The sequence below is a fragment of the Undibacter mobilis genome (assembly GCF_003367195.1).
GTDB lineage: Bacteria > Pseudomonadota > Alphaproteobacteria > Rhizobiales > Xanthobacteraceae > Pseudolabrys > Pseudolabrys mobilis.
In genome coordinates, this window is sequence record NZ_QRGO01000001.1 from 1,768,346 (window position 1) to 1,793,894 (window position 25,549).

Below are 25,549 nucleotides of genomic sequence, written 5' to 3' on the forward strand. Positions count from 1 at the left end.
TATTTTAGATTTAAAATATCTCCCGTGTGAAGCACTATCTTTAAGCACGGACGAGCTGAGAGTGGCACTATTTACTGCAATGCACGGTTTGTCGTTGGCGCGAAAAACCGCGTGCTAGATTGGAGGAGAGGCCTCCTCTGGAAGGACTTGCGCTGAAGGGATCTGCGCTGAAAGGATTAACGCGTTGCCGTATGGCATTCTCCCCGCGACACTGAAGGCCTGGCTGGATCACCGCACTGCGGCATCGGCCAAGCCCGTCGCTGCCCCGGCGCCGCCATCGACCACGAACCATCGGAGTGAAGACATGCAGACGCTGACCGCTGGCATCACCAAGGCCGGCACCGGGATCGAAGGTATCTCTTGGAGCATTCTCGGCCAGACCTATGTGCCGAAAACGTTGTGCGAGAGCTCATTCTCCTGGCATGCGACTTTTCCGCCGGGCACTTTCGTGCCGCCGCACATCCACCCCACCCAGGACGAGTTCATCTACCTGTTCGAGGGCCGTCTCGACCTGATGCTCGATGGCAAGGACTTCGTGGCGCAACCGGGCGACGTCATCCGCCTGCCGATGGGGCTGCCGCACGGCATCTTTAACAAGCAGGACCAGACGGTGAAGTGCTTCTTCTGGGTGTCGCCGACGCGCAAGCTCTACGACCTGTTCTGGGCGATTCACTCAATGAAGGAACAGAAGCCGGACGAGGTCGTCGCGCTTTCCGCCCGTCACGAGGTCATGTTCCTGCCGCCGCCGGCGCAGTGACACGGATCGCGATCGGCCTCATCCTGAGGAGTGCACGAAGTGCGCGTCTCGAAGGATCGAGGCCGCCCCATGGTTCGAGACGGGCCTTCGGCCCTCCGCACCATGAGGGCGGAATTTATTCAAAATGCCGCTTGACTGTATTTAAGCCTAGGTCTATATTCCCCTGCGTCCCGCCCTCGTTACGAGGGGTGTCTGATCAGCGTCTCCAGATGCTGGGGCGGGGAGCGGTGGCCGGGTTCGGGGCGTCGGAGATGCGGCGCAAATTCCCCGCCCGGCGGTCCAAGCCGCTCGCTCCCGGCGCGCCTTGCCGCGCGCCACTGGGGCGGAACTGCGCGTGCCAAGGGAGCAGAAGTCTTCGGCGGCGGGGCGATCGACACCAGGTCGCGCCCAAACCGGAGGCGAGGAAGCCACCCCGCCCGCGCAGGGAAGTCCCGCAGCGGTGGATAGCAATGGTCCGTCCACCGGGGGTCGAGCGGAGCAAGCCACAAAACACCGCGTGCGGAACGCCGGAGGTCCGGCAATTCCGTGGTGACGATGCTCGCGTGAATCTAACTCACACATCACGCGAGGCTGCGGGGCTGTTCGGGCCCGGCGTTCCGCGCGCCCTCGTTATCGAAGGGCGATGGAATGAAGGTTTGGGACTGCGGCCTGCCCGGGGCCGACCAAACAATGCGGGCGATGACGCGTGTCTGTAATGTGACATTCGACATGGAACTTCACGCCGCACCAATGCGGCGCCGACCATGCACGTTCCACCTGCGAACAAATTGAATGTCTGCCGAGTGAGACGGTTCACTATCGCTGTGATGGACGCGAACCGGATGTTGTTCGTCGGCATTGTCTGCCGCATACGGGGTGGCCGTGAAAATCGTATTCTTTCTGGAAATCGCGCTGTTCGCCGCGGCGTTTATCGCATTGCATCGCGCGCTTCGTGTGCGCGAAGCTGCCGCCGCGTCGCTGGTTGGCCAAGCGCTGACGGTGACGGCGAAGCGTGCCCTGCGTGACGCGCCGGCCGGGCAAGGCGACGCCGCCGCGCGGAGTTAGGCCGCTTTGTTGACCTGCGTCTTCGCAAAACCTGCGGTCGAGGCATAACCGCGCACGATCGCCTTGCGGTCTTCGTAGGACAGAACGTCGTCGATATTGCTGAAGCCATCCGGCGCACGAGCCTCAATGGCGTCGATGACGCCTTCCGGCCCGCCCTTGCGGTTCATCAGCACGATCTGTGTCGTCATCGGCAGGCGCTCCTGATCGTATTGCCACAGCGCATGCATGGCATTGTCCGCCGTGACCAGCCTGTCTGCGAGGCAGCGCGCGTCGAGGATCGCCTGCGAGGCGCCGTTGGAACCGACCGGATACATCGGGTGTGCGGCGTCGCCGAGCAAGGTGACGCGGCCATGCGACCAACGTGGCAGCGGCTCGCGGTCGCACAATGGATATTCCCAGAACTCGCCGCTGGCTTCGATCAGGTGCGATACGTCGATGAACGGCAGGTTGAATTTCTGAACATAGGGACGCAGGTCATCCCAGCGGCCGAGGCGCGACCAGTCTTCCTTGCGCGGCGTGGTGCCGCCTGCCGCCACCTTGGCCATGATCGCCCAGTTGGTGAGGCGGCGGTCCGGTGCCGATCCTTCGGCGATCGGATAGAGCACGAATTTGGCCTCCATGCCGCCGGCGATGATCATCGAGCGGCCGGTCATGAATTGCGGCCAGTCGACCGCGCCGCGCCACAGGATCGTGCCGTTCCAGATGGCGGGGCTCTCTTGCGGGAACAGTTTGGCGCGCACGAAAGAATGGATGCCGTCGGCGCCGATCAGTACATCGCCGCGTGCGGTTTTGATGTGGCGGCCCTGGCGGTCGAAGAAATAGGCGGAGACGCCGGACTCGTCCTGCATGAAATGGCCGAGACGGTGGCCGGTGTTGACCTTGCCTTCGCCGAGACGGGCGCGGACGGCCTGGTAGATGACGCCTTGCAGGCGGCCGCGATGGATCGAGAATTGCGGAACTTCGAAGCCGGCATCAGTGCCACGCAGTTCGTGCCAGACGGTCTGGCCGAAGCGATTGGCATAGAACAGCTCGTAAGTGCGGATTGCTACGGCGTCGAGACGCTCGAGCAGGCCGAGCTCCTTCAACTCCTTGATGGCGTGGGGCAGGGTGTTGATACCGACACCGAGCTCGCGGATCGTGTCCGCCTGTTCGTAAACCTCGCAGTCGATGCCGCGGGCATGGCACATTAAAGCTGTGGTCAGTCCGCCCACCCCGCCGCCGATAATGATCGCCTTCATCACGCACACTCTTGCCTGTTACGCGGCTTCCCGTCGTTAATTCATTGCATCCAAGGGCTTAAGCGGCAACCCCGGTTTGCAAACAGGGTAACCGGCCCGCAGGGTACAGCATCGGGATACTTTAAGCCTAAAATATTTAGGTTGCTAATATCTCGCGGTAGTCGCAGACTGTGCCGGCAAACGAGCGATGGAGCGTGCCGATGCGTGCGGCGATGCGGACGGTCATTCTGGGCGGTGGTCCCGGCGGTCTCTATTTTGCGATCTCGCTGAAATTGCGCAATCCCGCCCATGAAGTCGTGGTGATCGAGCGCAACCGGCCCAACGACACGTTCGGCTGGGGTGTGGTGCTCTCGGCCGACACGCTCGACAATCTCGACGTCAACGACGCCAAGAGCGCAAAAGCGATCCGCGACAGCTTCGTCTACTGGGATGACATCGCCGTGCACTATCGCGGCGCGACGATGCGCTCGGGCGGCCACGGTTTCTCCGGCGTTGGCCGCATGCGGCTCCTCAATATCCTGCAGGAGCGGGCCACCGAACTCGGCGTCGACATCCGCTTCGAAACCGAGGCGCAGCCCCTCGAGGCCTACAAGGACTATGACCTCATCGTCGGTGCGGACGGCGTGAATTCCCGCGTGCGCGAGGCTTACGCCGACGTATTCAAGCCGAACATCGACGTGCGCGCCTGCAAATATATCTGGCTCGGCACGCACCAGAAGTTCGACGACGCCTTCACCTTTATCTTCGAAGAGACGGAGCACGGCTGGATCTGGGTGCATGCCTACCAGTTCAATGCCGATACCGCGACCTTCATCGTCGAATGTTCGGAGGAGACCTGGAAGAAATCCGGCTTCGACACAATGTCGACCGACGAGACCATTGCCCGCTGCGAAAAGATCTTCGCCAAATATCTCAACGGCAATGCACTGATGTCCAATGCGCGCCACCTGCGCGGCTCGGCCTGGCTTAACTTCAACCGCGTTCTGTGCGAGCGCTGGTCGGCCGGCAATGTCGTGCTGCTCGGCGATTCCGCGGCGACCGCGCATTTCTCGATCGGCTCCGGCTCCAAGCTCGCCATGGAGAGCGCGATCGCGCTTGCCAATTACATCGACAGCGAGCCGGACATGGCCGCCGCCTTTGCGCGCTACGAGGTCGAGCGCCGCACCGAAGTGCTGCGGCTGCAGAGTGCCGCCCGCAACTCGATCGAATGGTTCGAGGAGGTCGAGCGCTATCTGCATCTCGACCCGGTGCAGTTCAATTATTCGCTGCTCACCCGCTCGCAGCGTATCAGCCACGAGAACCTGCGCGCGCGCGATGGCGCCTGGCTGGCCGGCGCCGAAAAGTGGTTCGAGCGGCAGGCGACTGGCGCCGAGCCGAAATCGGCCCGCCGGCCGATGTTCGTTCCGTTCAAGGTGCGCGGCGTCGAACTGACGAATCGCGTCGTCGTGTCGCCGATGGCGCAGTATCGCGCGGAAGGCGGCATGCCGAGCGACTGGCATCTGGTGCATTACGGCGAGCGCGCCAAAGGCGGCGCCGGCCTGGTGTTCACCGAGATGACCTGCGTATCGCCGGAAGGCCGCATCACGCCCGGTTGCGCCGGCATGTATGCGCCAGAGCACGAAGCAGCATGGAAGCGCATCGTCGATTTCGTTCACGGCGAAACCGATGCGAAAATCGCGCTGCAAATCGGCCATGCCGGCCCGAAGGCCTCGACCCAGCTCGGCTGGGAAGAAAACGAAGAGCCGCTGAAATCCGGCAACTGGCCGATCCTGTCCGCCTCGGCCGTGCCGTGGAGCCCGAACCATCAGACGCCGCGCGCGGTGACGCGCACCGACATGGACCGGATCCGCGACGACTTCGTCCGCGCCGCCGAGATGGGTGAGCGTGCCGGTTTCGACTGGCTGGAACTGCATTACGCCCACGGCTATCTGATGTCGGCCTTCATCACGCCGCTCACCAATACGCGCACCGACGACTACGGCGGCAGCCTGGACAACCGCCTGCGCTTCCCGCTCGAGGTGTTCCGTGCCGTGCGCAAAGTGTGGCCGGATCACAAGCCGATTTCGGTGCGCATTTCGGCCAATGACTGGGTCGGGCCCAAAGGCATCACGCCGCAGGACGCGGTCGAGATTTCGCGGATCCTGCATGAGGCCGGCGTCGACATGGTTGATGTCTCCGCGGGCCAGACCTCGCCAGAGTCGAAACCGGTCTATGGCCGCATGTTTCAAACGCCGTTCTCCGACCGCATCCGCAACGAGGCCGGCGTCGCCACGCTCGCGGTCGGCAATATCTACGAGCCGGATCACGTCAACTCGATCCTGATGGCCGGCCGCGCCGATCTCGTCTGTCTGGCGCGCCCGCATCTCGCCAATCCATACTGGACCTTGCACGCCGCGGCCGACGCCAATGACCACGGCGTCACTTGGCCGAAGCCGTACTGGGGCGGTCGCGACCAGATGTATCGCCTGAAGTCGCGCCCGGACGTGATGACAGGGAAAGTGTAATGGCCGCTCTTGCCGGCAAGCACGCTTTGGTGACAGGCGGCGGCTCCGGCATCGGCGCCGCCATCGCCCGTGCGCTTGCCGCCGAAGGCGCGGCGCTATCACTCGTCGGTCGCCGCAAGGAGCCGCTCGAAGCGATGGTGAAACAGTTGCCGAAAGCGAGCGCGATCGTTGCCGACATTACCAGCGGTACCGAATGCAAGGCGATGGCCGAGGCCGCACGCGCTGCGCATGGCGCCATCGATATTGTCGTTGCCAATGCCGGCATGGCGGCGAGCGCGCCTGCGTCACGGATTGACGCCGCGCACTGGCAGCAGATGATCGGCGTCAACCTCACCGGCGCCTTTAACACTGCGCAGGCCGCGCTCGCCGACGTCACGCGTCAGCCGGGCGGGCGCATTGTCTTCGTTGCGTCGACCGCCGGCCTCAAGGGCTATTCCTATGTTGCCGCCTATGTCGCCGCCAAGCACGGCGTCATCGGCCTGATGCGTGCGCTCAGCGTCGAACTGGCGGCCAAGGGTACGACGGTAAACGCCGTATGCCCTGGCTTCACCGACACGCCGCTGCTCGCCGGCGCCGTCGATACCATCATATCCAAGACCGGCCGCAGCGCCGATGCCTCGCGCGCCGAATTGGCCAAAGACAATCTGCATGGGCGCCTGATCACGCCCGAGGAAGTGGCGCAGACCGTGCTTTATCTGTGCGTACCGTCCTCCGGCTCAGTGAACGGCCAGGCCATCGCGGTGACGGGAGGCCCGGTATGAACGGTCCGAAGCTGAAGGCGGCCACGCGCCCGCTCAGCAAGCAGCACCTGCGTTTGTGGCTGCGCCTGCTGCGCGCCGCGCGCCGTATTGAGTCGGAATTGCGCGAGCGCCTCCGCAAGGAATTTGCGATCACGTTGCCGCAGTTCGACGTCATGGCGGCGCTGGCGCGCAAGGAAGACGGCATGACGATGACCGAGCTGTCGCGCATGCTGATGGTCTCGAACGGCAATGTCACGGGCATCATCGACCGGCTGACCACCGACAAAGTAGTGCTGCGCCAGGCGCCGGCGAATGATCGCCGCTCTTTCATCGTGCGCTTGACGCCGAAGGGTGCGGCGCAATTCGCCGTGATCGCACGCGCCCATGAGGAGTGGGTCGATGAGCTGCTCGCCGATTTCGATGCGGCGCAGACCGAAGACCTTATTGAAATGCTCGGCGGCCTGTCGGCGGACCGCCACGGAGGAACGCAGCAATGAAAATGGCTGATTACAAGCCGCGGCACTTCAACTGGCGCGTCGAGGGCACGGTCGCCGTGATGTCGCTTGACCGTCCGGAGCGCAAGAACCCGATGACGTTCGAGTCCTACGCGGAAATGCGCGACACCTTCCGCCAACTCAGCTACGCCGACGACATCAAGGCGGTGGTGATCGCCTCGAACGGCGGCAATTTCTGCTCGGGTGGCGACGTTCACGACATCATCGGCCCGCTGCTCGACAAGGACATGAAGGGCCTGCTCGAATTCACGCGCATGACCGGCGATCTGGTCAAGGCGATGAACGCCGCGCCGCAGCCGATCATTTCGGCGGTGGACGGTGTCTGCGTCGGTGCCGGCGCGATGATCGCGCTGTTCTCCGACATGCGCATCGGCACGCCGGCGGCGAAGACCGCGTTCCTGTTCACGCGTGTGGGCCTCGCCGGCTGCGACATGGGCGCATGCGCCATGTTGCCGCGTGTCATCGGCCAGGGCCGGGCCGCGGAATTGCTCTACACCGGCCGGGTCATGTCGGCGGACGAAGCCGAGCGCTGGGGCTTCTTCAACAGGCTCACCGACGGCGCGCAGCTTGAGGCCGAAGCCCTCAAGTTGGCGCAGCAACTCGTTGCCGGCCCGACTTTCGCGCACATGATGACCAAGACCATGCTGGCGCAGGAATGGTCGATGTCGCTGCCGATGGCGATCGAATCTGAGGCGCAGGCGCAGGCGATCTGCATGCAGACACGCGATTTTCGCCGCGCCTACGATGCCTTCGTCGCCAAGGGCAAGCCGGTATTCGCGGGGGATTGATATGAACTCCGTTCATTTCCGCGAAAGTGGGAATCCAGCTTTGATCCAATCTGGGTCCCCGTTTTCGCGGGGGCGAACGGGAGGATGTGACCATGCCCGATAAATCCTTCCTCACCTGGCCGTTCTTCACTGACGCGCACCGCACCTATGCGGCGACCATCGACGGCTGGGCTCAGGACAAGTTGCAAGCGGTCGATCATCACGACGTCGATACTGCCTGCCGCAAGCTGGTGAAGGCGTTGGGGCAGGGCGGCTTCCTCAAGCACACCGCGCCGGCAACCGAGCATGACAAGCTCGATGTGCGCACTCTGGCGTTGTCGCGTGAGACTTTGGGGCGCTATTCAGGCCTTGCCGATTTCGCCTTCGCCATGCAGGGCCTCGGCGCCGGGCCGATCTCGCTGTTCGGTTCGGCGGATCAGCGCGCAGCGTGGCTACCGAAAACACGGGCCGGCGAAGCCATCGCCGCCTTTGCGCTGTCGGAAGCGGCGTCGGGCTCCGACGTCGCCAACATCACCACCAGCGCGAAACGTGACGGTGACTCCTACGTCATCGATGGCGAGAAAACTTGGATCTCCAATGGCGGCATTGCCGACATGTATGTCGTCTTCGCTCGTACCGGTGAAGCGCCCGGCGCCAAGGGTCTGTCGGCTTTCATCGTCGAAGGCTTCAATCCCGGTCTGTCGATCGCCGAACGGCTCGAGGTTATCGCGCCGCATCCTCTCGCGCGCATTGCTTTCAAGGACTGCCGTGTGCCGGTCTCGGCGCTGATCGGCAAACCGGGCGATGGCTTCAAGATCGCGATGGCGACGCTCGACGTGTTCCGCACCACGGTCGGCGCCGCCGCGCTCGGCTTTGCCCGCCGCGCACTCGACGAGACGGTGAAGCGGGCGGGTACACGGCATCTGTTCGGTGCGCCGCTCGGCGAGTTGCAGATGGTGCAGGGACACATCGCCGACATGGCGCTCGATATCGACGCTGCGGCGCTGCTGGTTTATCGCGCGGCATGGACCAAGGACATGGGGGCCGCCCGGGTGTCGCGCGAGGCGGCGATGGCCAAGCTGTATGCCACCGAGGCTGCGCAGCGCGTGATTGACGCCGCCGTGCAGATTCACGGTGGTGACGGCGTTCGTTCCGGCCATCCGGTCGAGACGCTATATCGCGAGATCCGCGCGCTGCGCATCTATGAAGGCGCGTCGGATGTTCAGAAGATCATCATCAGCCGGGCAGTCACGACAGTAGCGGAGCGCTAAGAATGCCCCAGATCAAACTCGGCCCCACCGCGCACGTGGATACGTTCACGCGCGATAACCTTCCGCCGTTCGAACTGTGGCCCGAGATCCTGCTCGATCGTCCGGAATTCCAGTATCCGGAGTATCTCAACGCCGCGGTCGAATTGACCGACCGTATGGTCGAGCGTGGCCTCGGCGACAATATCGCGCTCATCGGCAATGGCCGCCGCCGCACGTATAAGGAACTGACCGACTGGTCGAACCGCCTAGCCCATGCGCTGGTCGAGAATTACGGCGTCAAGCCGGGCAACCGGGTGTTGATCCGCTCCGGCAACAATCCGGCGCTGGTCGCGGCGTGGCTGGCGGCGACCAAGGCCGGCGCCGTGGTCGTCAATACCATGCCTATGCTGCGCGCGGGCGAACTCGCCAAGATCGTCGATAAGGCCGAAATCAGCCTGGCCCTATGCGACAGCCGTATCGCCGACGAACTGATCGCCTGTGCCAAGACCAGCAAGTTTCTCAAGCAGGTGGTTTCCTTCGACGGCACGCAGAATCACGACGCCGAACTCGACCGCATCGCGCTCGGCAAGTCGGTGAAGTTCGACGCCGTGAAAACCGGCCGCGACGATGTCGCGCTGCTCGGTTTCACCTCGGGCACGACCGGCGAGCCCAAGGCGACCATGCATTTCCACCGCGACATTCTGATGATCGCCGATGGCTATGCCCGGGAAGTTCTTAAAGTGACGCCGGAAGACGTGTTCGTCGGCTCGCCGCCGCTCGCCTTCACCTTCGGTCTCGGCGGTCTGGCGATCTTCCCGCTGCGCTTCGGCGCGGCCGCGACGTTGCTGGAGAATGCCTCGCCGCCGAACATGATCCAGATCATTGAAACCTACAAGGCGACCATCTGCTTCACGGCGCCAACGGCCTATCGCGCCATGATGGCGGCGATGGACAAGGGCGCTGATCTGTCGTCGCTGCGCATTGCGGTGTCGGCGGGCGAGACCTTGCCGGCGCCGGTGTTCGAGCAGTGGACGACCAAAACTGGCAAGCCGATCCTCGACGGTATCGGTTCCACCGAGATGCTGCACATCTTCATTACCAATCGCATGGGCGAGGCGCGGCCAGGCGCGACCGGCAAGCCGGTCACCGGTTATGTCGCCAAGGTGGTCGACGAAAAGATGAATGAGGTACCACGCGGTGAGATCGGGCGTCTCGCTGTGCGCGGGCCGACCGGCTGCCGCTATCTCGCCGACAAGCGTCAGACAGCCTATGTGCGTGACGGCTGGAATCTCACCGGCGATACGTTCGTGCAGGACGAGGATGGCTATTTCCACTTCGTCGCCCGCGCCGACGACATGATCGTCTCGGCTGGCTACAACATCGCCGGCCCGGAGGTCGAGGCGGCGCTGCTGTCGCATCCCGATGTCGCGGAATGCGCCGTGATCGGCAAGCGCGACGAGGAGCGCGGCGAAGTCGTTGCCGCCTATATTGTGCTGAAAGCCAATGTTGTTGCTGACGATGTGTGCCGCAAGCGTTTGCAGGACCACGTCAAGGCGACCATCGCACCGTACAAGTATCCGCGTGCGGTCAATTTCGTCGAAGCCTTGCCGAAGACACAGACCGGCAAGATCCAGCGTTTCAGATTGCGGGAGCAGGTATGACCATCGAGATTCTTCACCCGCAGGGCTGGGCGCCGGCCAGGGGCTACGCCAACGGTGTGGCTGCTGAAGGCCGTCAGATCTTCATCGCCGGCCAGATCGGTTGGAATGAAAAGTGCGAATTCGTCAGTGACGATTTCATCGACCAGGTCGAGCAGGCACTGAAAAACATTGTCGCCGTGTTGAAGGAAGCCGGCGGCGGGCCGGAGCACTTGGTGCGGCTCACCTGGTATCTCACCGACAAGCGCGAATACGTGTCACGGCTGAGGGAGCTCGGGCAGGCCTATCGCCGCGTCCTCGGGAAGAATTTTCCGGCCATGTCGGCAATTGTCGTTATGGCGCTGATCGAGGATCGCGCCAAGGTCGAGATCGAGGCGACGGCGGTCATCCCGGCGCGCTGAGTATAGACTTGTTGAGTCAGACGGGCCGCTGTTCCGGCAGATCGGAACTCAGCGCACTCGCAAAGCGGACCTCGGATTCGCCGTCATTGACGAGCATACGTCGGTAGAGCTGTTCGAGCCGCAGATAGCGTTCGCGGCTTTCGTCGTCGTAAGTCGCCGCCGCAAGCTGTGCGCAAGTATCAGCCTGGCGCTGCAGGCGTTTTGCGATCGCCATTGTCGATCCCCTCCGCCTCGTGAACTGGTGCATTGCAACATCAAAATCGGTGCATTGCAACAGGAATTCATCAAGCCGTCATATAGGGGCTAACGCGCTACCGGGGCTTGGGTTCAGGGGGGGGCAGCCGGCTGGCATACTCCTTGCTCATTTTTGCGCCGTAGCGTGCGAAATCGCCGCCTGGGCGAGTAAGTCGGGGCTGGCACGGCATGGAACAGGTCTTGCATGACTGCAATGCGCAAACGTGGAGCTTTGGACCTAAGGGCCGAGAGGTCGGGCGTCACGGTGGAGAGCGCGTCTGTGGCTGAAATGCAGAAAGGCTCGGATACAGGCTCGCAGCCGCAGGGCGGTTCGCGCGACGCATCGCTCAAGATCGTCATCGTTGACGAGAGCCCGATCCGTGCTGCGATCCTCGAAGACGGATTGCGCGAGGCCGGCTTTACGCAGGTCCAGCGTATCGAGGAGACGCGCAATCTCCTGTCCCGTATCTATGCGCTCGATCCCGACGTCATCCTGATCGATCTGGAAAATCCCAGCCGCGACGAACTCGAGCAGATGTTCCAGATGAGCCGCATCGTGAAGCGGCCGATCGCGATGTTCGTCGATCAGAGCGATTCCGCTTCGATCCAGGCGTCGGTCGATGCCGGCGTCTCGGCCTATATCGTCGGCAATCTGCAGAAGGACCGCATCAAGACCATCCTCGACCTTTGCATCTCGCGCTTCAATGCGTTCTCGCGCCTGCAGAGCGAACTCGAGGAAGCCAAGGATGCGTTGCAGGAACGCAAGATCATTGATCGCGCCAAGGGCGTGCTGATGAAGGCCAAGGGACTCACTGAGGAGCAGGCCTATTCGCTCATGCGCAAGACGGCGATGAACGAGAACAAGAAGATCGCCGAAATCGCCCAGTCGGTGCTGACCGCCGCGGAGCTTTTCAAATGAAGAGAAACCTGCGGATCGGCTACATTCCGCTGATCGACGCCACGCCCATTTTGGTCGCGGCGGACCACGGCTTCGCCGAGGCGGAAGGGCTCAATATCGAGCTCGTGCGCGAAGTGTCGTGGTCGAATGTGCGCGACAAGCTCAATCTCGGCCTGTTTGACGCGACCCATATGCTGGCGCCGCTGCCGATCGCGTCGAGCCTCGGTATTGGTCATGTGAAAGTGCCGCTGATCGTGCCGTTTACGCTGGCGCTCAACGGCAACGCCATCACCGTTTCGCCGGCGTTGTTCGCCGAGTTGGCCGCCGTGGCCGATGGCGATATCAACGATCCGCGCGTCTCCGCGCGCGCTTTGCATCGCGCGGTGGCCGACCGCCGGACGCGCGGCGCGCCGATGCTGACCTTCGGCATGACGTTCCCGTTCTCCAATCACAACTACCAGCTTCGCTTCTGGATGTCGGCGGGCGGCGTCGATCCGGACGAAGATGTGAGACTGGTGGTGCTGCCGCCGCCTTACATGGTGGAGAGCCTGACCAGCGGCCATGTCGATTGCTTCTGCGTCGGCGCACCTTGGAATTCGGTCGCGGTCGACAACGGGGTCGGTCACATCCTGCATTTCGGCCGCGATATCCTGCGCCGCATGTCGGAAAAGGTGCTGGCGGTTCATGAGAACTGGGCCGGCGACAATCCGGAAACCTTGTCGGCGCTGATCCGCGCTCTGGCGAAGGCGGCGGCCTTTGCCGAAGATCCCGCTAGTCTTGGCCCGGTTTGCGAGACCATCGGCATGCGCATCGGCGCCACGTCCGAAGTCGTCTCGCGTACCCTTAAGGGTGTGCTCAAGGTCTCGGCCGACGGTCTCACCCGCGCCAGCGACGAATACATCCTGCTCGATCGTCTTCAGGCCAATCGTCCCGACAAGGCGCATGCCGCCTGGATGTATGCGGACATGGTGCGCTGGCAGCAGGCGCCGCTCACCGAGGAACTGCACCGGATCGCCGAGAGCGTCTTCCGTCCCGACCTTTACGATCTCGCGCTCGGCCATCCGCCGGCACAGGACGTCACCGATCCGCCGGACCGCATCGGCGCGTTTTACGGTCCGGATTTCGTGCCGTCCGACATTGCCGGACACCTGGACGCCTGGCGCCTTCGGCACAATGGCAAGCCGCGCCTGACGCTTGTCCGTTAATACCGCATTGCACAAAAATATTGCAGTGGTTGCCTTGGGGCGGGCAATTCCCCAACGCTGCCATTTGCACGCCATCGGCCCAACCGATTGATCCAACATCGAAATCAGTCGTTGCCGAGTCTGGCACGCGTTTTGAATAAGAATAGCTGACAAGCGCACCGCGCATACGGTGCGCTTAGGTCCAATGAAGGGCCAACGGGCAATGCCGCTGTCTTCGGTTCGCGCTTAGCGCGGCCGCGAGACTGCGGCTTTTTTATTGCCTTGACGCTGACGACTTCGAGCGACCGCGGCCGGGGAACCCGCAACAGCAACAGGATGACGAGGACAATGACGAAGCACATCAAGACCGGCCAAAACCTGAGCCGCCGCACTTTCCTCAAGGCCAGCGCGAGCACAGCGGCGCTCATGAGCGCGATCGGCACGCAGTTTCCCTTCGGCGTTCATGTCGCCGAGGCCGCGGGCCCCGAAGTGACCAAGGCGGTGCTCGGCTACATCGCGCTGATGGATGCGTCCGCGCTGGTGATCGCCAAGGAGAAGGGCCTTTTCGCCAAGCACGGCATGCCCGATGTCGAGGTGGCCAAGCAGGCGTCGTGGGGCGCGACGCGCGACAACCTCGTGCTCGGCTCGGAGAGCAACGGCATCGATGGGGCGCACATCCTGACGCCGATGCCGTATCTGATCTCGACCGGCAAGGTGACGCAGAACAACGTGCCGACGCCGATGTACTTGATGGCGCGGCTCAACCTCGACGCCCAGGCGATCTCCGTCGCCAACGAATACAAGGACCTCAAGGTCACGGCCGATGCCTCGCCGCTCAAGGCGGCATTCGCCGCCAAGCGCGCCGCCGGCAAGGAAGTGAAGGTCGCAATGACCTTCCCGGGCGGCACGCACGATCTCTGGATCCGCTACTGGCTCGCCGCCGGTGGTATCGACCCGGACAAGGACGTCTCGACCATCGTCGTGCCGCCGCCCCAGATGGTGGCGAACATGAAGGTCGGCAACATGGACGCCTTCTGCGTCGGCGAGCCGTGGAACGAACAGCTCGTCAATCAGGGCATCGGCTTCACCGCCTGCTCGACCGGCGAAGTCTGGGCCAAGCATCCGGAAAAGGCGCTCGGCATGCGCGCCGCCTGGGTCGACAAATATCCCAACGCCGCGCGCGCCGTGATGATGGCGGTGATGGAAGCGCAGCAGTGGTGCGACAAGCCGGAGAACCGCGAGGAGATGTCGGCCATCGTCGGCAAGCGTCAATGGTTCAACGTGCCCGTGGTCGACATCATCGGCCGCGCCAAAGGCGACATCAATTACGGTAATGGCCGCGTCGAGAAGGGCACCAAGCAATTCATGAAGTTCTGGCAGGACCACGCGTCCTATCCGTTCAAGAGCCACGATGCCTGGTTCGTCACCGAGGATATCCGCTGGGGCAAGTTCGAGCCCACGACGGACGTCAAGGCGCTGGTCGACAAGGTCAACCGCGAAGACCTGTGGCGTGACGCCGCCAAGGCGCTTGGCGTCGCCGCCGCCGATATTCCGGCCTCTGCCTCGCGCGGCAAGGAAACCTTCTTCGACGGCAAGATTTTCGATCCCGAAAATCCGGCCGCCTATCTCAAGAGCCTGAGCATCAAGCGCATCGAAGTCTGACGGAAAAGGCCGCCCGTTCGCGGGCGGCCCGTTTTCCCCGTTTAACCGGAGCAATCACGCGATGAACATGCCAGTGGCCAAACAGGACATTTCGGCCAGCATACCCTCGATTCCGACCAAGCCCGTCGCCGCGAAAGTCGTGGCGTTGCCGCTCAGGAAAACGGCGATGAACACGCGCCTCGTCGCGGGGCTCGGCAGGTTCGCTGCCGCGGTGATCCCGCCGGCGGTGATGATCGCGCTGCTGCTGGTGGCGTGGCAGATCCTGTGTACGCGGCCGGGCGCGACGCTGCCGCCGCCGTCGAAGATCTGGACCGAAGCCTACGACCTGATCGTCGATCCGTTCTTCGTCGCCGGCCCGCAGGATATCGGCCTCGGCTGGCGCGTGCTGACGTCGCTGCAGCGCGTCGCCATCGGTTACGGCTTTGCCGCGCTGTTTGGCATCGCGCTCGGCACGCTGGTCGGCCAGTCGGTCTGGGCAATGCGCGGTCTCGATCCGATCTTCCAGGTGCTGCGCACGATCTCGCCACTGGCCTGGCTGCCGATTTCGCTGGCCGCATTCCGTGACAGCCAGCCCTCGGCGATCTTCGTCATTTTCATCACGTCGGTGTGGCCGATCATCATCAATACCGCGGTCGGCATCCGCAACATTCCGCAGGACTATCGAAACGTCGCCGCGGTGCTGCAGCTCAATCATCTTGAGTTCTTCTGGAAGATCATGATCCCGTCGGCAGCGCCTTACATCTTTACTGGGCTGCGTATCGGCATTGGCCTGTCGTGGCTCGCTATCGTCGCCGCGGAGATGCTCACCGGCGGTGTTGGCATCGGCTTCTTCATCTGGGACGCCTGGAATTCGTCGCGGTTGCCCGACATTTTCATCGCACTCGCATACATCGGCATCGTCGGCTTCCTGCTCGACCGGGTCGTCGCAGGCGTTGCTTCCATCGTCACCCGTGGCACCGCGGCAAACTAAGGAACCTCCCCATGGTCCCCTATTGCAAGATCGATCACGTCGACAAGGTTTTTACCCGCGGCAGCGCTTCGACCTGTGTGCTTAAGGAAATCACGCTCGATATCGAGAAGGGAGAGTACGTCTCGATCATCGGTCATTCCGGCTGCGGCAAGTCGACATTGCTCAACATCGTTGCCGGCCTGACGCCGGCGACCGCCGGCGGCATCATCCTCGAAGGTCATGAGGTCAACGAGCCCGGTCCGGACCGCGCCGTCGTGTTCCAGAACCACAGTTTGCTGCCTTGGCTGACGGTTTATGACAACGTGAGACTCGCTGTCGACAAGGTGTTCGGCAGGACCAAGTCGCGCGCGGAGCGCTCGGAATGGGTGATGCACAATCTCAATCTGGTGCAGATGGCCCACGCCAAGGACAAGCGGCCTTCGGAAATCTCCGGCGGCATGAAGCAGCGCGTCGGTATCGCCCGCGCGCTGGCGATGGAGCCGAAGATTTTGCTTCTCGACGAGCCGTTTGGCGCGCTCGACGCGCTCACCCGCACGCATCTGCAGGACACGGTGATGGGGCTGCACGAGAAGCTCGGCAACACGGTGATGATGATTACCCATGACGTCGATGAGGCCGTTTTGTTGTCCGACCGCATCATCATGATGACCAATGGGCCGGCGGCGCAGATCGGTGAAATCCTTACCGTGCCGATCACGCGCCCGCGTAAGCGTCTTGAGCTGGTCAGCGATCCGAGCTTCCTCAAGTGCCGCCAGCGCGTGCTGGAATTCCTCTATGAGCGTCACCGCTACGTCGAAGCGGCGTGATCGTGGCGCCGGGTCGGGAACCATGAGCGAGCCTCTCGTCATCATCGGCAACGGCATGGCCGCGGCTAAGCTGGTCGAGGAGCTTAATGCGCGTGCGCTCGGCCGCTATGCGGTGTGCGTGATCGGCGACGAGCCGCGGCTGGCCTACAACCGCGTGCTGCTGTCGTCGGTGCTGGCGCGCGAGGTGTCGCGCGGCGACATCGAGCTCAAGGCCGCGGGCTGGTGGCGCGCCCATGGGGTGACGCTGCTCTACGGTCACCGCGCGGTGTCGATCGACGCCGATATTCGGCGCGTCAAGCTCGCCAATGGCGCGACCCTGCCGTTTGGCAAGCTGGTGCTGGCGACAGGCTCCAAGGCCATCCGCCTCAACGTGCCGGGCATGGACATGCCGGGCGTGATCACCTTCCGCGATCTCGCAGACGTCGCGTCGATGGAGCAGGCGGCGAAGACACACAGGCGGGCGGCCGTGATCGGCGGCGGCCTGCTCGGCCTTGAGGCGGCTTACGGCCTCGCCAAGGCCGGCATGCAGGTCTCGGTCATTCATCTGATGGACCGGCTGATGGAGCGCCAGCTCGACGCGCGCGCGTCCGCGATGCTGAAAAGCGCGGTCGAAGCCAAGGGCATCGAGGTTCATCTCAACGCGGAGACGGCGGCCATCAAGGGGCCGCATCGCGCCGAGAAAGTGCTGCTCAAGGGCGGCGGCGAGATTGCCGCCGATCTTGTTGTGGTCGCCGCCGGCATCCGCGCCAACAGCGATCTGGCTGCGACGGCGGGCCTCACCATCAATCGCGGCATCGCCGTCGATGACCACATGCAGTCGAGCAAGGCGGATATCTACGCCATCGGCGAATGCGCCGAGCATCGTGGCACCTGCTACGGTCTTGTCGAACCGGCATACGAACAGGCACGCGTGCTGGCGGGGCATCTTGCCGGGCAGAACGCCGCCTATCAGGGCAGCGTGCTAGCGACCAACCTCAAGGTCTCCGGCGTCAATGTCTATTCCGCCGGCGACTTCATCGGAGCGCCGGGCACCGAAAATATCGTGCTTAGCGATCCCGGCCTCGGCAGCTACAAGAAACTTGTTCTCAAGGACGGCAAGCTCGCCGGCGCAGTGCTGTTCGGCGATACGGCGGATGGCCTCTGGTATTCAGAATTGATCCGCCTGGGCACACCCGTCGCCGCGATGCGCGGCGACCTCATCTTCGGCCGCGCGCTGGCCGAACGTTCGCTGCCAAAGGCCGAGTCGCCGAAGCCGCTGCCTCCCAAAGACATGGCAGCGTGAGGCATCATGTCCAGCGACTTCTCACCCGACCAGAAACGTTATCTCGAAGGCTTCGCTTCCGGCCTCACCGCGGCGCGCGCCGCGCGCGGCACCTTGCCCAAAGGCGCGGCCGAACCGACCGGCCCTGACGCCGTTCACATCAAGGCGCAGGACGCGACGGTCGCCAAGGGTGGCAAGCTCGCCGATCAGGAGAAGATCAAGCGCGAGCAGCATCCGTTCGATGCCTATGACAGGCTCAAGAGCCAGGCGCGCAACAACGAAGCGCCGAAGCCGGCGGACAATTTCCGGTGGCGGTATTACGGCCTGTTCTATGTCGCGCCGGCGCAGTCGTCTTATATGTGCCGGCTGCGCATTCCGAACGGCATTCTCAAGCACTGGCAGCTTTCGGGGCTCGCCGATCTCACTGACCGCTGCGGCGGGCCTTACTCTCACGTCACCACGCGCGCCAATCTGCAGATCCGCGAGATCGAGCCGAAGAACGCGATCGAGGTGGTCGAAGGCGTGATGGACCTTGGCCTGTGCACGCGCGGCACCGGCGCCGACAACATCCGCAACGTCACCGGCACGCCGACCGCGGGCATCGACCCACAGGAGCTGCTCGACACGCGGCCCTATGCGCGCGAGTGGCACCACCACATTCTCAACGAGCGCGCGCTCTACGGCCTGCCGCGCAAGTTCAATGTCGGCTTTGACGGCGCGGGCCGCATTCCCGTGCTCGAGGACACCAACGACATCGGCTTCCAGGCGGTCGAGGTGAAGGGCGGTTTCGGCGTTGAGCCCGGCATCTACTTCCGCCTTGCGCTCGGTGGCATCACCGGGCATCGCGATTTCGCCCGCGACACCGGCGTTATCCTCAAGCCCGAGGAGGCGACGCCGATCGCCGACGCCATCGTGCGCGTTTATATCGAGCATGGCGATCGCACCGACCGCAACAAGGCGCGGCTCAAATATGTGCTCGATGCCTGGGGTTTCGAGAAGTTTCTCGCCCATGTGGAGGAGAAACTGGGCCGAAAGCTGGTGCATGTGCCGGCCGAAGCCATCGCGCCGCGTCCGGCTTTCGACCGCACCGCGCATATCGGCGTGCATCCGCAGAAGCAGGTCGGGCTCAACTGGATCGGCGTCGTCTTCCCGGTGGCGAAGATCACCACCGACCAGATGCGCGGCCTTGCGAAGGTCGCGCAGGATTTTGGCGACGGCGATATCCGCCTCACGGTGTGGCAGAACCTGTTGATCTCCGGCGTCGCCGACGCGCGCGTGAAGGATGCGGTTGCCGCCATTGAGGCGCTGGGCTTGAAGACCGAGGCGACGCCGATCCGCGCCGGGCTGATTTCATGCACCGGCGCGACCGGCTGCCGCTTCGCCGCCGCGCACACCAAGGAAGATGCCGAAGCCATCGCGCAATATTGCGAGCCGCGCGTCAGGCTCGACAGTCCGGTGAACATCCATCTCACCGGCTGCCATCATTCCTGCGCCCAGCATTACATCGGCGATATCGGCCTCATCGCCTGCAAGGTCGATATGGGCGAGGAGGCCGATCCGGTCGAGGGCTATCACATCCTGGTTGGCGGCGGTTTCGGCCCTGATGCCGCGCTGGCGCGCGATCTCTACCGCGACGTCAAAGCCGTCGATGCGCCGCGCACCATCGAGTGCATGCTCAAGGGTTATCTCGCACACCGCGACGGCGACGAGACCTTCCTGGCTTTCTCGCGCCGCCACGACGTTGAAGCCCTCAAGGTCATGTTCAAGGCGGAGGCGGGGAAATGACTCAGAACGTCCCATCTCCATTGCCGTCGCTGGTGCCGGAGACCGCGCCGTTTTCCGAGGAGCAGCGCTTCTGGCTCAATGGCTTCTTTGCTGGCCTCATTGCGCTCGACAACAGCGGCGTCACACCGTTGTCGGCCGATCAGGCGGCGGGCCTGCTCGGGGGTGGGCCGGGCGCGGCGAATGCGGAAGACGATGACGGCGGCGCGCCGTGGCATGACCAGACGCTGTCGATCGCTGAGCGCATGAAGCTCGCCGACGGCAAGCCGCTGCGCTGGAAGATGATGGCGGCGATGGCGCAGCAGGACTGCGGCCAGTGCGGCTATGACTGCAAGAACTACTCGGGTGCCATTGTCTCGGGCGCCGAGACGCGGCTGAACCTGTGCGCGCCGGGCGGCAAGGAAACCGCCCGCATGGTCAAGGCGCTGTATGAGGAACTACAAAGCGCGCCGAAAGCAATTGTGGCTCCTGCACCCTCCGTGCAGTCGCCGGAGGCGCTGGCATCGAAGCCCGGTACCTCACGTGATAACCCCTCCACCGCGAAAGTGCTGTCACGCACGCTGCTCAACAAACCGGGCTCCGAGAAGGAAACCTGGCACGTCGAGATCGATCTCACCGGCTCAGGGATCGAGTACCAGGTCGGTGACGCCTTCGGTCTATTTCCGCACAACGATCCGACTTTGGTCGAGCAGGTCATGAAGGCGCTCGGTGCCCCACCCGATTTCGATATCGGCGGGCGGACATTGCGGCAGGTGCTGACCGACAGCGTGTCGCTGTCGCCGGCGCCGGACATGCTGTTCCAGCTCTTCTCCTACATCACCGGCGGCGAGCGGCGGAAGAAAGCCCGCGCGCTGGCGACGGGCGACGACCCGGACAAGGATGTTGCGACCCTCGATGTGCTGGCCGCACTCGAGAAATTCGCCGGCACCGCGCCCGATCCGGAAGCTTTCGTCGAGTCGCTCGACCAGTTGCAGCCGCGGCTCTACTCCATCTCATCTTCGCCGAAGACCGATCCGAATAGTGTCACGCTCACGGTCGATACCGTGCGCTATACGATCAGGAATCGCCAGCGCCTCGGCGTCTGCTCGACCTTGCTCGCCGAACGCATCGACCCCGGCACCGTGCTGAAAGCCTATGTGCAGAAGGCGCACGCTTTCGCGCTGCCGGCGGATGGCAATGTCCCGATCATCATGATCGGTCCGGGCACCGGCGTCGCGCCATTCCGCGCCTTCCTGTACGATCGTCTTGCCGACAAGGCGCCGGGCCGCAACTGGCTATTCTTCGGCCATCAGCGCTCAAGCTGCGACTTCTTCTATGAGGAAGAACTGAAGGCGATGCGTGCTTCGGGCCATCTCACGCGGCTGTCGCTGGCATGGTCGCGTGACGGTGACGAGAAGATCTATGTGCAGGACCGCATGCGCGAGACCGGTCGTGACATCTGGGCGTGGCTCAGCGACGGCGCACATGTTTATGTCTGCGGCGACGCCAAGCGTATGGCGAAAGATGTCGAGCTGGCGCTGGTCGATATTGTTGCGCAGCACGGCGGCAAGTCGGGCGAGGAGGCGGTGCTGTTCGTCTCCGACCTCAAGAAAAAAGGTCGCTACCAGCAGGATGTCTATTGATGAACGCTCCGGCGCAGCATCCGCCCGCCGTGCGCACGACGTGCCCGTATTGCGGTGTCGGCTGCGGGGTGCTGGCGAAGCCCGACAGTCACGGCGGCGCCGTGATTGCCGGCGATCCTGAGCATCCTGCCAATTTCGGCCGGCTGTGCTCGAAAGGCTCGGCGCTCGGTGAGACGCTTGGTCCTGAGACGCGTCTCCTTCATCCCATGGTCCAAAGCGGTGGCGCATTGGTGCGCACAAGCTGGGATCACGCGCTCGATCGGGTGGCAAATGGTTTTGCACGGACCGCCAGGGAGCATGGTCCCGACTCCGTCGCCTTTTATTTGTCGGGGCAGTTGCTCTCAGAGGACTATTACGTCGCCAACAAGCTGATGAAGGGCTTTATTGGCACCGCAAATGTCGACACTAATTCGCGGCTTTGCATGGCGTCGTCGGTCGCCGGTCATCGCCGCGCCTTCGGCGCCGATACGGTGCCGGGCTGCTATGCCGACCTCGACAGGGCCGATCTCATCGTGCTTGTCGGCTCCAACGCGGCGTGGTGCCATCCCGTTCTGTATCAACGCATGATGGCGAACAAGCGGGAACGTGGCGCAAAGCTGATCGTTATCGATCCGCGTCGCACCGCGACGGCGGAAGAGGCCGATCTATTCCTCGCTGTCGCGCCGGGCATGGACACCGCGTTGTTCTGCGGGCTTCTCGTTCATCTGTCTGAAACGCAAGCGTTCGACTTCGCCTATATTGATGTTCACACGACCGGTTTTGCCGAGGCGCTGACGCGCGCGCAGGACATTGCACCTGATGTGAAGAAGACGGCGACGCTGACCGGCCTCGCGACAGCCGACGTGGCGCGCTTCTTCGAGATGTTCACGTCAACGCCCAAGGTCGTCACTTGTTACTCGCAAGGCGTCAATCAGTCGGCGCAGGGCACCGACAAAGTGACTTCGATCATCAACTGCCATCTCGCCACCGGCCGCATCGGCCGGGCGGGCATGGGACCGTTTTCGCTTACTGGGCAACCTAACGCGATGGGTGGAAGGGAAGTAGGAGGTTTGGCCAATCAGCTTGCCGCACATATGACCTTCGGTCATGAATCGGTCGACCGCGTCGGCCGGTTCTGGAACGCCAAGGCGATGGCGCGGCGCGAGGGGCTCAAGGCGGTCGATATGTTCGACGCCATTTCGCGCGGCGAAATCAAGGCCTTGTGGGTCATGGCGACCAACCCGGCGGTGTCGTTGCCGCGCGCCGGCCACGTCCGCGCCGCGCTGGAAAAGCTCGACCTGCTGGTGATTTCCGACAACGTCGCTGGCAACGACACCGTGCGCGCCAACGCCCACGTCCTGCTGCCGGCGGCGGCCTGGGGCGAAAAGGACGGCACGGTGACCAATTCGGAACGTCGCATTTCGCGCCAGCGCGCCTTCCTGCCGCTTCCCGGCGAGGCGAAGCCGGATTGGTGGATCGTCACCCAGGTGGCGCGGCGGATGGGCTTTGCCGAGGCCTTTGCCTACCAAAGCGCCGCCGACGTATTCCGCGAACATGCCGCGCTGTCGGCCTTCGAAAACCATGGCACGCGCGCCTTCGACATCGGCGGCCTCGCTTCGCTCAGCGACGACGAATTCGATGGATTGAAGCCGGTGCAATGGCCGGCGCGCACCGCCACGCCGCACGAGGACTCACGCTTTTTCGCCGAGGGTGGCTTTTTCACGCCCGACGGCAAGGCGCGCATGATCGCGCCGGAGATGCCGCGGCCGCATGCGGCGCTTTCACCTGAGTTTCCGTTCCGCCTCAACACCGGCCGCATCCGCGACCAGTGGCATACCATGACGCGCACCGGGTTGAGCCCGAAGCTCGGCGGGCATCTGCCGGAACCGTTTGTCGAAGTCCATCCAGATGACGCCATGCAGGCGGGCTTGGTAGCCGGCGGCTTTGCGCGCGTCACATCGCCCTATGGTTCGTGCGTACTGAAAGTGATCATCAGCGAGGGACAGCGGTGCGGCTCGCTGTTTGCACCGATCCACTGGAGCGGCGAGACCGCGTCGTCGGCGCGTATTGGCGAATTGGTGACGCCTGCGACCGATCCTTACTCCGGCCAGCCGGAAGCCAAGGCAACACCGGCAACGATTGAACCGGTCGCGTTCAAATATCGCGGCTTTGCCTTGTCACGTGGACGCCTCTCGCTGCCCGAACCCACCTGGTGGGCGCGCGCTGCCGTCGCGCGCGGGCAGGGCCTGCTGCTCGCCTCCAACGATACGCCGGAAGCGTGGCGTGCAATCTCCGCTTCGATGTTCGCCGGTACTGAGATTGCCGAATTTGTCGACGCAATCGGTGACATCTATCGTATGGCGGCCTTTGCCGATGGCCGTCTGGTCGGCTGTCTGTTTGTCGGCCCCTCCGGAAATGCGCCGCAATGGGATGTTGTGAAGTCGCTGTTCGAGGCTGAAGCTGTCGGCGAAACGCAGCGCCGCGGCATGCTTTCCGGCAAATCCACCGATGGTATCGCCGATCCTGGCCCGGTGGTGTGCGCCTGTTTTGGCGTTGGCCTCAACACCATCTGCAACGCGCTGGCGGACGGCACTGCGGCGAATGTCGAGAGCATCGGCAAGGCGCTGCGCGCCGGCACCAATTGCGGCTCGTGTTTACCAGAACTCAAGAAGCTTGTGAGCCAGAGGAGTGTCGATCATGTCCGCGCCGCGCAAGCCGTCTGAATCGAAGCCGGATAGAATGACGAAGCTGTCTCGCCTGCCGGTGTTCTTCGCATTGTCCGGCAAACGGGTTGTTCTCGTGGGCGGTTCGCATGCTGCGGCCTGGAAGGCGGAATTGATGTCGGCCGCCGGCGCGCGTGTTGAGGTCTTTGCTGAAGCGTTCTCCGACGAGATGCGCGCGGTGGCGCTCGATCCGCCGGATGGCGAGATCGTGCTGATCGAGAGGGCGTGGACGCCCGATGATGTGTACGGTGCTGCCATCGCGATTGGTGCCTTCGAGGTCGATGAAGGCGCGGCGGTTTTCGCTCAAGCCGCGCGCGCGCATGGCATTCCGGTCAATGTCATCGACAAGCCGGCCTTCTGCGATTTTTCTTTTGGGGCCATCGTCAACCGCTCGCCGCTGGTCATCGGCATTTCGACGGATGGTGCCGCGCCGGTATTTGCGCAGGCGATCCGGGCCAAGCTCGAGGCGCTGCTACCAAACGGCTTCACGGACTGGGCGGCCGCAGCGTCGCGCTGGCGCGACAAGGTGAAGGCCTCGGGCCTGTCGTTCACCGGCCGCCGCAAGTTCTGGCAGGTGTTCACGGCCCATGCGGTGACCCATGCCGAAACTTTGCCATCGGAATCGGACTTCGACCGCTTTGTCGCCGAGGTGAAGGGCCTGGGCGCCGCGGTCGAAAGCGGTACCGTCACGCTTGTCGGGGCAGGACCAGGCGATCCCGAGCTGCTGACCTTGCGCGCCGTGCGGGCGCTGCAATCCGCCGACGTCATTCTCTTCGACGATCTGGTGTCGCGCGGCGTGCTGGACTTCGCGCGACGCGAGGCGCGGAAGCTGCTGGTCGGCAAGACTGGTTTCGGCCCGTCCTGCAAACAGGACGACATCAATACGCTGATGCTGTCGCTGGCGAAGCAAGGCAAGCGCGTGGTGCGCCTGAAGGGCGGCGATCCGCTCATCTTCGGTCGTGCGGGCGAGGAACTCGATGCCTGCAATGCGGCCGGCATCAGGGCCGAGATCGTGCCAGGCATCACGGCGGCGCAAGGCGCGGCGGCCTCGCTCGGTCTGTCCCTGACTGACCGAAAGCATGCGCGACGTTTGCAATACATCACCGGCCACGCGCAAAGCGGCCAACTGCCCGACGACATCGACTGGCAAGCACTCGCCGATCCGGTAACGACGACTGCGATCTATATGCCGGTACGCACGCTTGATTCACTGGTCTCGCGTGCGCTCGCCGCCGGCCTCGATCCGCAAACACCCGCCGTCGCCATCGCGCGCGCGACTCGGCCGGATCAGCAGGTGATCCGCAGCGGGATTTCAGATCTTCCCGCGCTTATTGCCGCCGCCAAACTTCCTGGGCCCGTCATCGTTATGCTTGGTCGGGCCTTTGCGCGACAAGCTGCACCCGCGTCGCGCATCGCCGCGCAGGCCTGACGCCGGGCGCGCTCATAGGCGACCTGCCAGCGCCATTCTGAAGCTGACCGCTCAAAAGCCATGACTCGCCGCCGCAGGTGCAAGGCCGTCGGCTATAAGGGGTTGACGGAGATCGAGATATTCTG

General features: G+C 63.6%; 21 protein-coding genes. 19 read left to right on the plus strand and 2 right to left on the minus strand.

Annotation, left to right across the window (positions count from 1 at the left end):
- Positions 1-304 precede the first annotated feature (304 nt).
- Entirely contained in the window at positions 305-757 is a 453-nt protein-coding gene (locus tag DXH78_RS08345; protein WP_115517806.1) for a cupin domain-containing protein, read from the plus strand.
- A gap of 861 nt (positions 758-1,618) precedes the next feature.
- Complete coding sequence (locus tag DXH78_RS08350) at positions 1,619-1,801, plus strand: hypothetical protein (RefSeq protein ID WP_147292593.1); 183 nt, start codon at positions 1,619-1,621, stop codon at positions 1,799-1,801.
- Here DXH78_RS08350 and DXH78_RS08355 read toward each other — a convergent pair.
- On the minus strand, positions 1,798-3,039 hold the full coding sequence (locus DXH78_RS08355; RefSeq protein WP_115516601.1) for a flavin-dependent oxidoreductase: 1,242 nt from the start codon (positions 3,037-3,039) through the stop codon (positions 1,798-1,800). The two genes, DXH78_RS08350 and DXH78_RS08355, sit on opposite strands and share 4 nt — an antisense overlap.
- Positions 3,040-3,251: 212 nt before the next feature.
- Between DXH78_RS08355 and DXH78_RS08360 the strand changes: the two genes are divergently transcribed.
- The 7 genes from DXH78_RS08360 (at position 3,252) to DXH78_RS08390 (ending at position 10,874) form a co-directional block, all read left to right on the plus strand.
- Complete coding sequence (locus DXH78_RS08360) at positions 3,252-5,543, plus strand: bifunctional salicylyl-CoA 5-hydroxylase/oxidoreductase (protein WP_115517807.1); 2,292 nt, start codon at positions 3,252-3,254, stop codon at positions 5,541-5,543.
- Entirely contained in the window at positions 5,543-6,304 is a 762-nt protein-coding gene (locus tag DXH78_RS08365; protein ID WP_115516602.1) for an SDR family NAD(P)-dependent oxidoreductase, read from the plus strand. Before DXH78_RS08360 ends, DXH78_RS08365 begins: the two co-directional genes overlap by 1 nt.
- The gene (locus DXH78_RS08370) at positions 6,301-6,780 is read left to right on the plus strand and encodes a MarR family winged helix-turn-helix transcriptional regulator (RefSeq protein WP_115516603.1); all 480 of its coding nucleotides are present in this window, start codon (positions 6,301-6,303) and stop codon (positions 6,778-6,780) included. The genes DXH78_RS08365 and DXH78_RS08370 overlap by 4 nt, the downstream gene beginning before the upstream one ends.
- Before the next feature lie 2 nt (positions 6,781-6,782).
- A complete protein-coding gene (locus DXH78_RS08375) occupies positions 6,783-7,586 on the plus strand; it encodes an enoyl-CoA hydratase family protein (protein WP_168192831.1) in 804 nt (267 codons plus the stop codon).
- A 92-nt stretch (positions 7,587-7,678) separates the two neighbouring features.
- On the plus strand, positions 7,679-8,836 hold the full coding sequence (locus DXH78_RS08380; protein WP_115516605.1) for an acyl-CoA dehydrogenase family protein: 1,158 nt from the start codon (positions 7,679-7,681) through the stop codon (positions 8,834-8,836).
- Positions 8,837-8,838: 2 nt separating this feature from the next.
- Positions 8,839-10,476, plus strand: a complete 1,638-nt coding sequence (locus tag DXH78_RS08385; RefSeq protein ID WP_115516606.1) for a benzoate-CoA ligase family protein — start codon at positions 8,839-8,841, stop codon at positions 10,474-10,476.
- Complete coding sequence (locus DXH78_RS08390; RefSeq protein ID WP_115516607.1) at positions 10,473-10,874, plus strand: RidA family protein; 402 nt, start codon at positions 10,473-10,475, stop codon at positions 10,872-10,874. Before DXH78_RS08385 ends, DXH78_RS08390 begins: the two co-directional genes overlap by 4 nt.
- Before the next feature lie 16 nt (positions 10,875-10,890).
- On the opposite strand, the gene DXH78_RS08395 is transcribed toward DXH78_RS08390, so the two are convergent.
- The gene (locus tag DXH78_RS08395) at positions 10,891-11,088 is read right to left on the minus strand and encodes a hypothetical protein (RefSeq protein WP_115516608.1); all 198 of its coding nucleotides are present in this window, start codon (positions 11,086-11,088) and stop codon (positions 10,891-10,893) included.
- Positions 11,089-11,397: 309 nt separating this feature from the next.
- On the opposite strand from DXH78_RS08395, the gene DXH78_RS08400 reads away from it, so the two are divergent.
- The 10 genes from DXH78_RS08400 (at position 11,398) to cysG (ending at position 25,424) form a co-directional block, all read left to right on the plus strand.
- The gene (locus tag DXH78_RS08400; protein WP_115516609.1) at positions 11,398-12,027 is read left to right on the plus strand and encodes an ANTAR domain-containing response regulator; all 630 of its coding nucleotides are present in this window, start codon (positions 11,398-11,400) and stop codon (positions 12,025-12,027) included.
- Positions 12,024-13,211 (plus strand): CmpA/NrtA family ABC transporter substrate-binding protein, encoded by a 1,188-nt coding sequence (locus tag DXH78_RS08405; protein WP_115516610.1) that lies wholly within the window; start codon positions 12,024-12,026, stop codon positions 13,209-13,211. The genes DXH78_RS08400 and DXH78_RS08405 overlap by 4 nt, the downstream gene beginning before the upstream one ends.
- Positions 13,212-13,538: 327 nt before the next feature.
- Positions 13,539-14,852, plus strand: coding sequence for a CmpA/NrtA family ABC transporter substrate-binding protein (locus DXH78_RS08410; RefSeq protein WP_430727474.1), 1,314 nt, complete (start codon positions 13,539-13,541; stop codon positions 14,850-14,852).
- A 67-nt stretch (positions 14,853-14,919) separates the two neighbouring features.
- Positions 14,920-15,822 (plus strand): nitrate ABC transporter permease, encoded by a 903-nt coding sequence (gene ntrB / locus DXH78_RS08415; RefSeq protein ID WP_430727492.1) that lies wholly within the window; start codon positions 14,920-14,922, stop codon positions 15,820-15,822.
- Positions 15,823-15,833: 11 nt separating this feature from the next.
- The gene (locus tag DXH78_RS08420) at positions 15,834-16,628 is read left to right on the plus strand and encodes an ABC transporter ATP-binding protein (RefSeq protein ID WP_115516612.1); all 795 of its coding nucleotides are present in this window, start codon (positions 15,834-15,836) and stop codon (positions 16,626-16,628) included.
- A gap of 22 nt (positions 16,629-16,650) precedes the next feature.
- The gene (locus tag DXH78_RS08425) at positions 16,651-17,910 is read left to right on the plus strand and encodes an NAD(P)/FAD-dependent oxidoreductase (protein ID WP_115517809.1); all 1,260 of its coding nucleotides are present in this window, start codon (positions 16,651-16,653) and stop codon (positions 17,908-17,910) included.
- 6 nt (positions 17,911-17,916) lie between these two features.
- The gene (locus DXH78_RS08430; RefSeq protein WP_115516613.1) at positions 17,917-19,674 is read left to right on the plus strand and encodes a NirA family protein; all 1,758 of its coding nucleotides are present in this window, start codon (positions 17,917-17,919) and stop codon (positions 19,672-19,674) included.
- Positions 19,671-21,293: a sulfite reductase subunit alpha gene (locus DXH78_RS08435; RefSeq protein ID WP_115516614.1), complete on the plus strand. Its 1,623-nt coding sequence runs from the start codon at positions 19,671-19,673 to the stop codon at positions 21,291-21,293. Before DXH78_RS08430 ends, DXH78_RS08435 begins: the two co-directional genes overlap by 4 nt.
- Positions 21,293-23,995 (plus strand): nitrate reductase, encoded by a 2,703-nt coding sequence (locus DXH78_RS08440; RefSeq protein ID WP_115516615.1) that lies wholly within the window; start codon positions 21,293-21,295, stop codon positions 23,993-23,995. The genes DXH78_RS08435 and DXH78_RS08440 overlap by 1 nt, the downstream gene beginning before the upstream one ends.
- A complete protein-coding gene (cysG, locus tag DXH78_RS08445) occupies positions 23,970-25,424 on the plus strand; it encodes a siroheme synthase CysG (RefSeq protein ID WP_245416770.1) in 1,455 nt (484 codons plus the stop codon). Before DXH78_RS08440 ends, cysG begins: the two co-directional genes overlap by 26 nt.
- The last annotated feature ends 125 nt before the right edge of the window (positions 25,425-25,549 follow it).